This window comes from Bianquea renquensis, assembly GCF_014384895.1.
Lineage (GTDB): Bacteria > Bacillota > Clostridia > Lachnospirales > Bianqueaceae > Bianquea > Bianquea renquensis.
In genome coordinates this window covers 11,484-24,560 of record NZ_JACRSQ010000025.1, presented here as the reverse complement: position 1 = coordinate 24,560, position 13,077 = coordinate 11,484, and the positions used below count along the sequence as shown (strand labels likewise).

Annotated in this window: 10 protein-coding genes and 1 other annotated feature; of the genes, 8 read left to right on the top strand and 2 right to left on the bottom strand. The window is 49.9% G+C overall.

The features are described from left to right. Positions 1-37 precede the first annotated feature (37 nt). Positions 38-2,788: a DUF7507 domain-containing protein gene (locus H8730_RS13645; protein WP_249289969.1), complete on the bottom strand. Its 2,751-nt coding sequence runs from the start codon at positions 2,786-2,788 to the stop codon at positions 38-40. A 390-nt stretch (positions 2,789-3,178) separates the two neighbouring features. After that, positions 3,179-4,270, bottom strand: coding sequence for a tyrosine-type recombinase/integrase (locus tag H8730_RS13640; protein WP_177719496.1), 1,092 nt, complete (start codon positions 4,268-4,270; stop codon positions 3,179-3,181). Between the two features lie 1,629 nt (positions 4,271-5,899). Beyond that, positions 5,900-6,152, top strand: a binding site (T-box leader). A gap of 121 nt (positions 6,153-6,273) precedes the next feature. Between H8730_RS13640 and H8730_RS13635 the strand changes: the two genes are divergently transcribed. From H8730_RS13635 to H8730_RS13600, 8 genes are read left to right on the top strand one after another with little or no spacing between them, the layout of a single operon-like run. Then, complete coding sequence (locus H8730_RS13635) at positions 6,274-7,737, top strand: anthranilate synthase component I family protein (RefSeq protein ID WP_177713729.1); 1,464 nt, start codon at positions 6,274-6,276, stop codon at positions 7,735-7,737. After that, positions 7,734-8,330: an anthranilate synthase component II gene (locus H8730_RS13630; RefSeq protein ID WP_177713728.1), complete on the top strand. Its 597-nt coding sequence runs from the start codon at positions 7,734-7,736 to the stop codon at positions 8,328-8,330. Before H8730_RS13635 ends, H8730_RS13630 begins: the two co-directional genes overlap by 4 nt. Continuing rightward, positions 8,323-9,339 carry an anthranilate phosphoribosyltransferase gene (gene trpD / locus H8730_RS13625; protein ID WP_177713727.1) on the top strand — a complete coding sequence of 339 codons (1,017 nt, stop codon included), beginning with the start codon at positions 8,323-8,325 and terminating at the stop codon, positions 9,337-9,339. The genes H8730_RS13630 and trpD overlap by 8 nt, the downstream gene beginning before the upstream one ends. Further along, the gene (gene trpC, locus H8730_RS13620) at positions 9,336-10,133 is read left to right on the top strand and encodes an indole-3-glycerol phosphate synthase TrpC (protein ID WP_177713726.1); all 798 of its coding nucleotides are present in this window, start codon (positions 9,336-9,338) and stop codon (positions 10,131-10,133) included. Before trpD ends, trpC begins: the two co-directional genes overlap by 4 nt. Then, entirely contained in the window at positions 10,130-10,747 is a 618-nt protein-coding gene (locus tag H8730_RS13615; protein ID WP_177713725.1) for a phosphoribosylanthranilate isomerase, read from the top strand. Before trpC ends, H8730_RS13615 begins: the two co-directional genes overlap by 4 nt. Beyond that, the gene (gene trpB / locus H8730_RS13610; protein WP_177713724.1) at positions 10,744-11,934 is read left to right on the top strand and encodes a tryptophan synthase subunit beta; all 1,191 of its coding nucleotides are present in this window, start codon (positions 10,744-10,746) and stop codon (positions 11,932-11,934) included. Before H8730_RS13615 ends, trpB begins: the two co-directional genes overlap by 4 nt. Further along, a complete protein-coding gene (trpA, locus tag H8730_RS13605) occupies positions 11,927-12,709 on the top strand; it encodes a tryptophan synthase subunit alpha (RefSeq protein WP_249289967.1) in 783 nt (260 codons plus the stop codon). The genes trpB and trpA overlap by 8 nt, the downstream gene beginning before the upstream one ends. After that, the gene (locus tag H8730_RS13600; protein WP_177713722.1) at positions 12,706-13,077 is read left to right on the top strand and encodes a response regulator; all 372 of its coding nucleotides are present in this window, start codon (positions 12,706-12,708) and stop codon (positions 13,075-13,077) included. Before trpA ends, H8730_RS13600 begins: the two co-directional genes overlap by 4 nt.

Genomic DNA, 13,077 nt, shown 5'->3' with positions numbered 1-13,077 from the left:
CAATTGGGCGGCCGGTATGTCAAACGCTCCATCGTTTTCATTTATCAGAGACTCTTCTCTTTCTGCCGTACAGAATCATCCCAACGAATGCATTGCCCGAAACAAACAAAGCAATCCAGAGCATCATCATATTGCTGTTGTCGCCGGTCTTTGGAGAATCGGTGGGTTCAGTTGCCTTCGGCGGATCAGTTGGCTCGGCTGGCTCAACTGGCTCGACCGGGTCAGGCTCAATTTGCGGATTGGTCACGGTCACATCAGCGTTGTCGCGAATTTTGTAGCGATCCGGCAAGTTGCCACCGTCTGCCGTAGCGTCAATGATCGTGGCAGTGTTTTGGATAACCGTCCTATCCGCCACGCCGCTGTTGACAGTTGCCTTGATAGTTATCGTAACGGTTTGGCCATTTGCGATTGCAGAAATGGTCCATATACCATTTCCCGCATTGTACTGTTCTGCCGGATTGGCGCTTACCAAGGTTAGGTTCGCGTCCAACGTTTCGAGAACCGAAACGTTTGTCAGCTCCATGCCCGTATTGTTGATGACTTTGATTGTATACGTCACAGTATCGCCAGGCTTTACAGAACCAGTCGAATCAGCTGACTTTTCGATGGTGAGCTTATCCCAATCAGGTTGTATGGAAATAGGGGGAGTAACAGGAGTATCCACTGTCACATCGGCATTGTCGGTGGGTTTTTTGTCCTCCGGCAGTTTCTCATCATCGCCCGCTGCGGCATCCGTGATGATAGCGGTATTTTTGATAACCGTCTTATGTGCTACGCCGCTGTTGACAGCAGCCTGGATGGTCAGCGTAGCTGTGTTGCCGTTTGCCAGTGAGGGGATGGTCCAGATGCCAGTTTCTGCATTGTACTGTCCAGCGGGATCCGCGCTTACAAAAGTCAGATTTGGATCCAGCTTTTCCGAAACCGTGATGTCAGCTAACGCTTTGCCGGTGTTGTTGGTGACTTTGATTGTATAGGCCACAGTTTCACCGGGTTTCACAGAACCAGTTGAGTTTACAGTTTTCTCGACTGTCAGTTTGGTCCAGTCGATTTCCAGGGAGGGAGGTGTGTCCTTTGTCCATTGCGCGGTGATGGTGATGTTGCCATCAGCATCCGTTACAGGATCACTCCAACTAAGAAAGGTGTAACCGGGATAAGCCGGAGCAGCAGGATACTCGTGGGTATAATCCGCTCCCTCTTGGATCGAGACTGTTTTGATCTGATTGCCAAAGCCATCCACCCAGCTCACGGTGATCCATTTGTCTTCGGGTGTCACCTCTACAGGGGCGCTGGTGGCAGTAACGGTACTGCCGTTCAGTTCTTCGGCGGTTGCGGCGGCCGTATTGGCGGGTATCTGTTTGTCAGATATAACGGTTGCCGTTACAGTCATGGTTCTGCTTTCTCCAACCGCAAGTGCTGAGATGGACCACTGAATATTCCCATTGTTCGAGCTGTAAAGGACACCGTCAGGCTCCGTATGATTTGTTGGAGCGGATAAACCTTCCGGCAAGGAATCGGTTACGACAACGTCCGTCAAAGGCACATTGCCAGTGTTGGTGACAGTGATGGTGTAGGTTACCGAATCCCCTTGTTTTGCCGTTTCAGGGGAAACGGATTTACTGATCGTGATTTCGGGGACGGGTTGTACCTGCTTGTCATAGGTATTATATAAATAGGTTACCTGTTCATAGTTGGTTTGCCCGTTGGTATACTGGCTTGAACTCCAGCTTGCGGTGTGGGTGTAACCATCCACATCTGCGTTATGCTCTGTAACATTGACATAATAACTTGTCACATCGCTAGGCAGTTGAAAGCTGGGGATCTGATATTTATAGGCGGGGTTTCCATCCACAACCGCGGAGGTATATTCACTCAGGGTACCGCTGGCATACTGCTCACCAGAATTTTGACCGGACGTGACCGTATAGGTCATAGAAAAGTTGGCCGGTATTTGGCTGCCCTCTACTCCCTTAAACACCTTCACGACATAGTCGTTCGTGATGGTAGTCTTGTCCTTCTCCCAAATCGCATAGACGGTTGCGGTCTGTTTGCTCCCATTGAGTGTAACGGAAGTCACTTTGTTTCCGCCGTTATCCTCTCCAGAAGTGGTAGACCAACCTTTGAATTCATAACCCTCTCGGGTCGCAGTTGCGTTCAAGTTACACGTCCAAGATGTGGCCGTTGTTGTGCCGCTGGTTTCACTGTATCTGGAAGGCGTACCGCCATTGCCATCATACTGGACGGTATACGTATATTCAGGCGCGGCTTCGTTGTAAATCAGGTACATGTTTTTTGAACAGGGATACGGTTCGCTTCCCGTCACATTTGCGGTGGCATTGACAGTGCTAGAAGTATACTGGGTGAATGTCGAACTTCCCTTGCCACCGCTATAATATCCATTGAACTGCCAACCGACCCAATCAGTGGTGCTTAGTCCCACATTGTTTGGGTGAAAATTTTTTAAAGGCACAAAGTGATTGTATCCACTATGAGTAGTGCCATCTGTACAAGTGACAACAATCGTATCGACCAACTCTGGATTTTGATAGCCCAGCGGTTTGCTGCTATCCAGTACAACCTTATAAATTTTTACCGATATCTGATGTCCTGTAGCAAGCCCATATGGCGTTGCGCTCACAAGAGATGCATAGGTCCCAACATCTGAGTTCTCGACCTTTTGAGGAGAAACATTTGGGCTTGCGCCGGCAGAAGCTGCCGTCGGCAAGAGTGTGCTGATTACAAGTATGGCCAGTACCATGCCCATGATTTTGCGAATAGGGTGCGCTTTCATAATTACATTAAAACTCCTTCCTGCAAAATTTATATTTTCACACCGCAAGGCATTGATGTTCCGCTGCCTTGCAGTATAAAAACCATATTGATTCCCGTGAACAGTCCATTGGAACTTTAGAGGCGTGTCCGGCTTATGGAGATGGTAGCATGTCATGAAGGCGGATAGTCCGCGCATAAATCCTGCAAAACAGGGAAAACTATATCTATGGAGTTAATTGCGCAAAGGAAATCCCTTTGCGCAAAATTAGCGGCAAGTCCTGCGCTGCAAGGCTTGCCGCTAATCGTTTGCTCTATAGGAAAGTCCGCCCAAAGGCGGACCAAGATTCTTCCAAAGTTTGCATAAGCAAACTTTTTGCATAAGCAAACTTTTTACCACTTTTTTGACCCCTTAAATCGCCGCCGACAACAGTTCCATTTGCTTCCTTTTTTGCTCAATCGAGGAATGTACATAGCGGTTCAGCGTGATATTAACATTGGCATGACCTAAAATCTCGCTTAGAGATTTCACATCAAAACCAAGCTCTACCGCACGGCTGGCAAAGGTGTGACGGAGCGTATGGAAATTGGCCTCAGGCAGACCGCATTCTCTCAAATACCGTTTGAAGCGATTTTGATATGTTCTCGGCTGTGTGAATTCCTCTGTTCCTGTCAATACATACGCTGTCTTTTTGTGCTTGCGATACGGTTGGAGATACTTCATCAGAAAATCAGAGACTGGTATTTCGCGCATGGAGGTATCCGTTTTCGGCGTGTCGATCAAAAACCTTGTCCCGCCGTTTTCATCTTTGATTCGCTGGATCGTCCTCTGGACACGGATCGTTCCACTTTCAAAATCTATGTCTTCAAATCGAAGCCCGCATATCTCACCAAGACGGATGCCGGTTTGCAGACAGATCAACACCCCTAACCGTTGTAAGTCTAAATTCCTGATGAGATACAGAACAAGGTGTTGCTGCTGTAATACGGTAAAGATATACATTCTGCGTTTCTGCTCTTTCGGCAGCTTTACGCTTGTGCTGACAGGTTGACACAATCCACGGTCATTGGCAAAGGACAGAATTTGCCCTAATAGGATTAAAATATCCTTGACTGTTTTCGGCTTGTGGTCCTTCATCAGAATTTCTGCAAAGGCTTGTACCGATTGTTCTGTGATCTGTGAAATGCGCTGTCCGGAAAACTGCCGGTAGAGATGGTTTTCCACTATGGTTTTGTACCGCGAAAAGGTGGAAACCTTGACCGACAACCGCTTTGACTTCAGCCACATCACACATATATCCTCGAATAAAAATTTACTGACAGGCTTTGCGTCCTTCTGCAAATTCCCTCCGGCTGCGGCATACAACTTCTGCTTAACCTCTGCATAGGTCTTGCCGTATACGGAACGGTAACGGATGGAACCGTCTGGTTTATATCCGTCCGCATATCGCCCTTCGTATCTACCGTCCTTACGTTTTCTGATGTTATCGCCTCTTTTTGGCATTCAATCATCTCCCTGTAAATAATTATTTCGGCATACCCAGAGACATAATAAGAGTCGCCGATCAGGATTCCGCGCCGACCATTTTCTGACCCGTAAAAACCTTGAATCAAGCATTTTCCAACTTAAAAAACAAAAATTCTCTGGAATTAAAGGCTCTGGATGTTGCAAAATTTGGATTTTTATGGTATACTCATTCCAATACCAAGTATTTCACGCGTGTTCAAGCCTACGCAAAGGGATTTCCTTTGCGTAGACTTTTCTTTTTTTCCAGGTATTTACATACTATAACGACGTCTGCTTAATATCAAGAGAACTTTCCTTGCTATAGAAAATCAGTCTAGAGGACAGCGTCCACCGGACGCGGATTATATCGCTCGTCCTGTGAGAGTGTGGAGACACACTGATGCAGACGGGCGGAACACCGCCCCGAGTCCCATCACGGCTGCCGGTTTTTTAGTTCCTTTCTAGGGAGCAAAACCGCCCAGATCGCCGCTAAAAAGGGAAGTAGAAAGTGAACCCCTGACGCAAAAAAACGGAGGAGCCTTGAAATGATAGGGAGCTGAGAAGCCGAAACCATCCAGGTCGCCGCTAAAAAAGGAAGTAAAAAACAAACCACCGCCGCAAAACACGGAGGAGCCTTGGAATGGTAAGAGGCTAAGAAGTCGAAACCGTCCAGATCGCCGCTAAAAAAGGAAGTAAAAAACAAACCACCGTCGCAAAACACGGGGGAGCCTAGAAATGATAGAGGCTAAGAAGTCGAAACCATCCAGGTCGCCGCTAAAAAAGGAAGTAAAAAACAAACCCTGCCTCAAAAACACGGAGGAGCCTTGGAATGATAGGAGGCTAGAAAGCCGAAACCGTCCAGGTCGCCGCTAAAAAAGGAAGTAAGAAGCAACCCCCTGCCACCAAACACGGGGGAGCCTTGGAATGATAAGAGGCTAAGAAGTCGAAACCGTCCAGGTCGCCGCTAAAAAAGGAAGTAAGAAGCAACCCCCTGCCACCAAACACGGGGGAGCCTTGGAATGGTAAGAGGCTAAGAAGTCGAAACCGTCCAGGTCGCCGCTAAAAAAGGAAGTAAGAAGCAACCCCCTGCCACCAAACACGGGGGAGCCTTGGAATGATAAGAGGCTAGAAAGCCGAAACCGTCCAGGTCGCCGCTAAAAAAGGAAGTAAAAAACAAACCACCGCCGCAAAACACGGGGGAGCCTTGGAATGATAAGAGGCTAGAAAGCCGAAACCGTCCAGGTCGCCGCTAAAAAAGGAAGTAAAAAGCAACCCCCTGCCTCAAAAACACGCGGGAGCCTTGAAATGATAGGGAGCTAAGAAGTCGAAACCGTCCAGATCGCCGCTAAAAAAGGAAGTAAAAAGCAACCCCCTGCCTCAAAAACACGCGGAAGCCTTGAAATGATAAGAGGCTTAGAAGCCGAAACCATCCCGCCCGCCGCTAAAAATACCAGCGACGCTGGCATAGTGATACCGCGGGTGTCCAAAATCGTCCCGGCGACAGATATAAATACGACACAGGCGGATAACACGGCCTTTATGGGTCGCGCATTTTTTCATTCTATACGGCCGCGCGAAGTCTTGACAAAAATGTTTCCGCGTGGTATAATAATTATAACTTAATATTGAAAACCGTTGAAGTGAAGATAAAAACAAGAATGCTCCTACAGAGAGCCCGCGGCGCTGAGAGTCGGGTGGAAAACAAGTTGTTAAATGGATCACGGAGGGCGCGGTCAAAGGCATCCCATTGGATGCTGAGTATTCCGCGACGTGGTGGCATACGTCAGTTGCCGGGAATATGTTAGTATTCTGCTAAGTGTGTGGGGATATCCCCCACAAAGCAAGGTGGTACCGCGGATATCGTTTATTCGTCCTTGACAGATTCAATTCTGTCAAGGATTTTTTATTTCTTGTCCAAATTTAGGGAGAACCCGTTTTGCGCAGTGGCGCAAAACGATGGCTAAGTATATTGCCGCTGGAGCGGCGGAATGGAGGTAAATATGGTAAAGCCTAGGATTGAAGAGGTAAGGCGGGTTGCGCAAACCGGAAACTATAATATTATGCCGGTCAGCATGGAGATGTTGTCTGACATCAAGACACCGGTGGAGGTTATGCGGATTCTGCTAAATATTTCTCAGCATTGTTATATGCTGGAAAGTGCGGAAAATAACGAAAACTGGGGCCGATATACATTTTTAGGTTACTCTCCCAAAATGGATATCACCTGTGTAAACGGTGAGATCAAAGTTGACGGTTTGACCATTCAAACGGGCCACCCTGGAAAATACATTCGCCAGATACTGGAGAATTATAGAAGTCCAGTCATGGAAGACCTTCCCACGTTTACCGGCGGTTTAGTCGGATACTTTTCCTACGATTACCTGAAATACTCTGAGCCATCGTTACACCTAGACGCAGAGGATACCGAAGGGTTTAAAGACGTGGACCTGATGCTGTTTGATAAGGTAATTGCCTTTGACCATTTTCGCCAGAAGATTATTTTAATCGTGAATATATCGCTGGATAACATCGAGGTTGAGTATAACCGTGCGCAAATCGAATTGAAGCAGATGGCTGATCTCATCAAGAACGGGAAACCAAAGCAGAACTTGTCTGGAAGGTTGACGTCGGAGATCAGGACGCTCTTTTCGAAAGAAGAATACTGCCGGATGATCGAAAAGGCCAAGCGGCATATTTATGAAGGCGATATTTTTCAGATCGTTCTCTCGAATCGGCTGGAGGCGGATTTTGAGGGAAGCCTTTTCAATACGTACCGCATCTTGAGGACACTGAATCCTTCGCCGTATATGTTCTATTTTTCGGGATCGGACATGGAGGTTGCGGGTGCCTCGCCAGAAACCCTTGTCAAGCTTGAAAATGGAATTCTCCATACATTCCCGCTGGCGGGCACGAGGCCGCGAGGTAAAACGGAGGAGGAAGACAAGAGACTGGAGCGAGAGCTGCTGGCAGATCCCAAGGAACTTGCCGAACACAATATGTTGGTTGATCTCGGCCGGAACGATATCGGAAAAATCAGTAAATTCGGGACAGTTGAAGTAGAGAAATATCATGAAATTGAGCGATTTTCCCATGTGATGCATATCGGTTCCACCGTCCGAGGGGAGATTCGCGAGGATGCCGATTCGTTGAATGCGGTGGATGCCATCCTTCCAGCGGGAACCCTGTCGGGGGCTCCCAAAATCAAAGCCTGCCAGCTGATCAACGACCTTGAGAATAACAAGCGCGGAATTTATGGCGGCGCAATCGGCTATCTTGATTTTTCCGGAAATCTTGATACTTGTATTGCCATTCGCATTGCCTATAAGAAGAATAACAAAGTGTTTGTGCGAAGCGGAGCCGGAATTGTTGCAGATTCTGTTCCAGAGACAGAATTTCAGGAGTGCCTAAACAAAGCCGCGGCGGTTGTGCGAGCGCTGGAGGCTTCCCAGGAGGAGGACCTATGATCCTATTACTTGACAATTATGATAGCTTTTCCTATAACCTGTATCAGCTTATGGGATCGCTGAATCCAGAGATTCAAGTGATCCGAAACGACGAGATGACAGTGGATGAAATGAAAGGGTTACATCCCCAAGCCATGGTCATATCCCCCGGCCCGGGAAAGCCGGAAGATGCGGGGATTTGTATAGAGGCCGTGCAAAAGCTGGGCAGTACAATTCCGATACTGGGGGTTTGCCTTGGGCACCAGTCCATCTGTGCGGCATTCGGGGCCACCGTGTCCTATGCCAAGACCCTCATGCACGGAAAGCAATCCATGACCACCGTAGACACCAGCTGTCCGCTGTATCAGGATTGTCCAGAAACCATGCCAGTGGCAAGGTATCATTCTTTGGCCGCCGTGGAGAGTACGCTGCCCGATTGTCTGATGGTGACAGGGAGGGCGGATGACGGCGAGATTATGTCGGTGAAGCATAGGGAGTATGAGATTTACGGGGTGCAGTTCCATCCGGAGTCCATCATGACGCCCTATGGGACGGTCATGTTGAAGAATTTTTTAAGAATTGCACATTTGAACGGAGGTAAACAAAATGATTAAAGAGGCTATTGTTAAGATTGTGGACAAACAGGATCTGAGCTATGATGAGGCCTATGCCGTGATGAACGAAATCATGAGCGGCGAAACCACCCCAACGCAGAATGCAGCGTTTTTAGCGGCCCTATCGACCAAAAGTACAAAAGCGGAGACCATCGATGAAATCTCCGGTTGTGCTGCCGCCATGCGGGAGCATGCAGTAAAAGTCGAGCATGATATGGACGTTTTGGAGATCGTCGGAACCGGAGGCGATGGCGCTCACAGCTTTAATATATCCACCACGGCGGCGATTGTGTTGGCGGCGGGAGGCGTGAAAGTCGCAAAGCACGGCAACCGTGCGGCGTCCTCCAGCAGCGGAACGGCAGATTGTTTAGAAGCCCTGGGTGTGAAGATTGATCTTGGGCCGGAAGCATGCGTGGCGCTGCTCAAAAAAGTGGGGATCTGTTTCATGTTTGCACAGAAGTACCATACATCCATGAAATATGTAGGGTCAATTCGCAAGGAGCTAGGGATCAGAACGGTGTTCAACATCCTAGGACCGCTGACCAACCCTGCGCATCCCACAGCTCAGCTGCTGGGGGTGTACGATGAATCGCTGGTGAATCCGCTTGCAAGAGTGTTGTCCAGTCTCGGCGTAAAGCAGGGGCTGGTCGTATATGGGCAGGATCGGTTGGATGAACTGTCCCTGAGTGCGCCAACCACCATATGCGATTTCAAGAATGGAGAATACAAAACGTACGTGATCACCCCCGAGGAATTTGGGCTCACATCCTGTGAAAAGAGTGATCTGACTGGCGGTACGCCTGCTGAAAACGCCCAGATCACAACGGATATCTTGAGCGGAGCGCAGGGCGCCAAACGGGACGTAGTGCTGCTGAATGCCGGAGCAGGTTTTTACGCGGCTGGAGCCGTGGACAGTATAGCGGCTGGAATCGTCAAGGCGGCCCAAGTCATCGATTCAGGTGCCGCCCTTGCCAAGCTGGAAGAATTTAAGGAAGCGTCAAACCAATGAATACAACCATTCTTGAAACCATCGCCGCGGCTACAAAAGCCCGCGTTGAAAAGGCGAAACAAGAGAAATCCCTTGAAACGATAAAATCCGAGGCACAGCGATTGGATGCCAATACGGGATTTCCCTTTGAACAGGCGCTGCGGTCAGAGGATATAGCCTTTATCTGTGAGTGCAAAAAGGCATCCCCGTCAAAAGGTCTGATCGCTCAAGATTTTCCTTATCTGAAGATCGCTGGGGAGTATGAAGAGGCTGGGGCGGCTGCAATCTCAGTGCTGACGGAGCCCCAGTGGTTTTTGGGGAGCAATGAGATTCTGCAGGAGATCGCGTCGGCGGTGAAAATTCCGTGTCTGCGCAAGGATTTCACTGTGGATGAATATATGATCTATGAAGCCAAGACGCTGGGAGCGTCGGCGGTGTTGCTCATCTGCGCTTTGTTAAAGGAGGACACGATGCGAGACTATATCAAGATCTGTGACCGTCTGGGACTCTCAGCGCTGGTTGAGGCGCATGATGAGAGAGAAATACAATCGGCAGTACGGGCCGGTGCCCGGATCATCGGCGTCAACAACCGGAATTTACACGATTTCACCGTCGATGTCCACAACAGTGAACGATTGCGGAAACTGGTGCCAGAAACGGTGCTCTTTGTAGCGGAGAGCGGAATCCGAAGCGCCGCCGATATTCGTGTGCTGCGAAATGCCCGTGTCAACGGTGTGTTGATCGGGGAGACATTGATGCGTGCCCCGGATAAGAGGGCTATGCTCTGTGAGCTTCGCGGGGGGAACAGCCAGTGAAAATCAAGATATGCGGCTTGCGCAGGGCGTGTGATATCGAATATGTCAACGAGCTGTTGCCGGACTATATCGGGTTTATCTTTGCCGAAAAAAGCCGGAGGTATGTGCCCCCCGCTGAGGCTGCAAAGCTGAAAGAGCAGCTGGACCCGCGCATCAAGGCAGTCGGAGTCTTTGTCGATGCGCCCATGGATAAGATTGTGACTGTAGTGGAGCAAAGGATAATCGACGCCGTGCAGCTCCACGGCAGCGAGGACGACGGATATATACGGAAACTGCAAGGCCGGACGGACTGTCCGATCCTTAAGGCATTTATTGTCAGAGGTGTGGGCGATGTGAGGGCGGCAGAACAGTCGCCGGCGGACTATGTACTGCTCGATGGCGGAGAGGGAAGTGGAAGGCCTTTTGACTGGTCGCAGATCAAGAATATAACACGCCCCTATTTTCTTGCGGGAGGTCTGAATCTAGACAATCTCCAGGAAGCCATCCAGGAACTAGGGCCCTATGCTGTCGATGTCAGCTCCGGCGTGGAAACCGGCGGATGGAAGGATTATGCGAAAATAAAACGATTTATGGAGATCTGTTCTGAACAACAGGGAAGGAGAGGAAAGCAATGACCAATTCGAAGGGAAGATTCGGCGTTCACGGAGGCCAGTATATTCCGGAGACGCTGATGAATGCCGTGATTGAGCTTGAAGAGGCTTACGGCCAGTATAAAAGGGATCCTGCCTTTCAGGCTGAGCTTACGGACTTGCTCAACGAGTACGCTGGCCGTCCAAGCAGGCTGTATTACGCCGCGAAGATGACAGAAGATTTGGGCGGTGCCAAAATCTATTTAAAGCGTGAGGACCTGAACCATACAGGGGCTCACAAAATCAACAATGTGTTGGGGCAGGCGTTGCTTGCAAAAAAAATGGGAAAGACCAGGCTCATAGCAGAGACAGGGGCAGGCCAGCACGGCGTTGCCACGGCCACGGCCGCAGCGCTCATGGGCATGGAATGTGTTGTGTTTATGGGACAGGAGGATACAGTGCGCCAGGCGCTGAATGTCTATAAAATGCGGCTGCTGGGGGCGGAGGTTGTGCCAGTGACCACTGGCACCGCTACGCTGAAGGATGCCGTCTCGGAGGCTATGCGGGAATGGACGAGCCGCATCAGCGATACCCACTATTGTCTCGGCTCCGTTATGGGCCCCCACCCCTTCCCCGTTATCGTCCGTGATTTTCAGGCCGTCATCTCAAAGGAAATCAAACAGCAGATCTTGGAGAAGGAAGGCCGGCTGCCGGATGCGGTTCTCGCCTGTGTCGGCGGTGGCTCCAATTCCATCGGAAGCTTTTACCACTTTCTCGATGACAGGGATGTGGCGCTGATCGGCTGTGAAGCCGCAGGCCGCGGCATCGATACCTTTGAGACCGCCGCCACAATGAATGTAGGGAGGCTTGGCATCTTTCACGGGATGAAATCCTATTTCTGCCAGGATGAATACGGGCAGATTGCCCCGGTTTACTCGATCTCAGCGGGATTGGACTATCCTGGCGTCGGACCGGAGCACGCGTATCTTCACGATATAGGCCGGGCGCAATATGTGCCCATTACAGACGACGAGGCGGTTGAGGCATTTGAATATCTGTCAAAAACAGAGGGCATTATCCCGGCAATCGAGTCGTCCCATGCGCTCGCCCACGCCATGAAACTTGCTCCGCAGATGGACAAAAACAAAATCATCGTTGTCACCATCTCAGGGCGCGGGGATAAAGACTGTGCGGCCATCGCGCGATACAGGGGGGAGGATATCCATGAATAAGATTGCAGAGGCATTTCAAAACGGCAAGGCATACATACCTTTTATTACATGCGGGGATCCCGACTTGGAGACAACGGCTAAAATCATAGGGGAGATGAGCCGAAATGGCGCAGATCTGATCGAACTTGGCATTCCATTCTCCGATCCCACAGCGGAAGGGCCGGTCATTCAGCAGGCGAATCTGAGAGCACTCGCCGGCGGCGTCACAACCGATCAAATCTTTGACATGGTTGCACAACTGCGCAAGGACGTCAAGACCCCCATGGTGTTCATGACCTATGCCAATGTCCTGTTTTCATACGGCGCAGAAAGATTTATCGCAAAAAGCGCTGAGTTGGGCATAGATGGATTTATTCTTCCGGATATTCCCTTTGAGGAGAAGGAGGAATTCCGCGAACTGTGTGATCGATATGGACGGGATCTCATATCGCTTATTGCGCCAACGTCTGAAAACCGCATCGCGATGATTGCCAGAGAGGCGCAAGGATTTCTCTATATTGTTTCCTCTCTGGGTGTTACAGGGGTGCGCTCTGAAATTACGACGGACATCGGGGCGATGGTTCAGATCATACGGGAGAATACGGATGTGCCCTGTGCCGTAGGCTTTGGCATATCCACACCCGAACAGGCGAAAAAAATGTCGGAGGCGGCGGACGGTGTCATCGTCGGCAGCGCCATAGTAAAACTTGCAGCTCAATATGGAAGGGATGCGGTCCAGCCCATCGGCGCCTATGTCCGTTCCATGAAAGAAGCGATCGGAGGGAAGATACGATGAAGAAGGATATCCTTATTTGTGATGATGCGGCTTTCATGCGCATGATGATCAAAGATATCGTGAAACGAGAGGGATATACAGTTGCGGGCGAGGCGGAAAATGGCAGGGTTGCCATTGAGAAGTATAAATCCCTGCACCCGTCCCTTGTACTTCTGGACAGTGTCATGCCAGTTATGGATGGACTGGAGGCGATGCAGGGCATCCTGGAGATTGACCCGCTAGCCAATATTGTGATGTGTTTCGGAATAGGTGAGAAGGCTACGGCGCTAAAGGCAATCCGGCTGGGGGCAAAGGGCAGTTTGATGAAACCGTTTCAGGCTGATCGAGTCATTGAAGCCGTAAAAGAGATTCTCGGAGACCCTGCCTGA

Bases quoted from the DNA above. Each gene is read 5' to 3' on its own strand.
- H8730_RS13645 (WP_249289969.1), bottom strand. From the start codon at position 2,788: ATGAAAGCGCACCCTATTCGCAAAATCATGGGCATGGTACTGGCCATA.
- H8730_RS13640 (WP_177719496.1), bottom strand. From the start codon at position 4,270: ATGCCAAAAAGAGGCGATAACATCAGAAAACGTAAGGACGGTAGATAC.
- H8730_RS13635 (WP_177713729.1), top strand. From the start codon at position 6,274: ATGGTAAAGCCTAGGATTGAAGAGGTAAGGCGGGTTGCGCAAACCGGA.
- H8730_RS13630 (WP_177713728.1), top strand. From the start codon at position 7,734: ATGATCCTATTACTTGACAATTATGATAGCTTTTCCTATAACCTGTAT.
- trpD (WP_177713727.1), top strand. From the start codon at position 8,323: ATGATTAAAGAGGCTATTGTTAAGATTGTGGACAAACAGGATCTGAGC.
- trpC (WP_177713726.1), top strand. From the start codon at position 9,336: ATGAATACAACCATTCTTGAAACCATCGCCGCGGCTACAAAAGCCCGC.
- trpB (WP_177713724.1), top strand. From the start codon at position 10,744: ATGACCAATTCGAAGGGAAGATTCGGCGTTCACGGAGGCCAGTATATT.
- trpA (WP_249289967.1), top strand. From the start codon at position 11,927: ATGAATAAGATTGCAGAGGCATTTCAAAACGGCAAGGCATACATACCT.
- H8730_RS13600 (WP_177713722.1), top strand. From the start codon at position 12,706: ATGAAGAAGGATATCCTTATTTGTGATGATGCGGCTTTCATGCGCATG.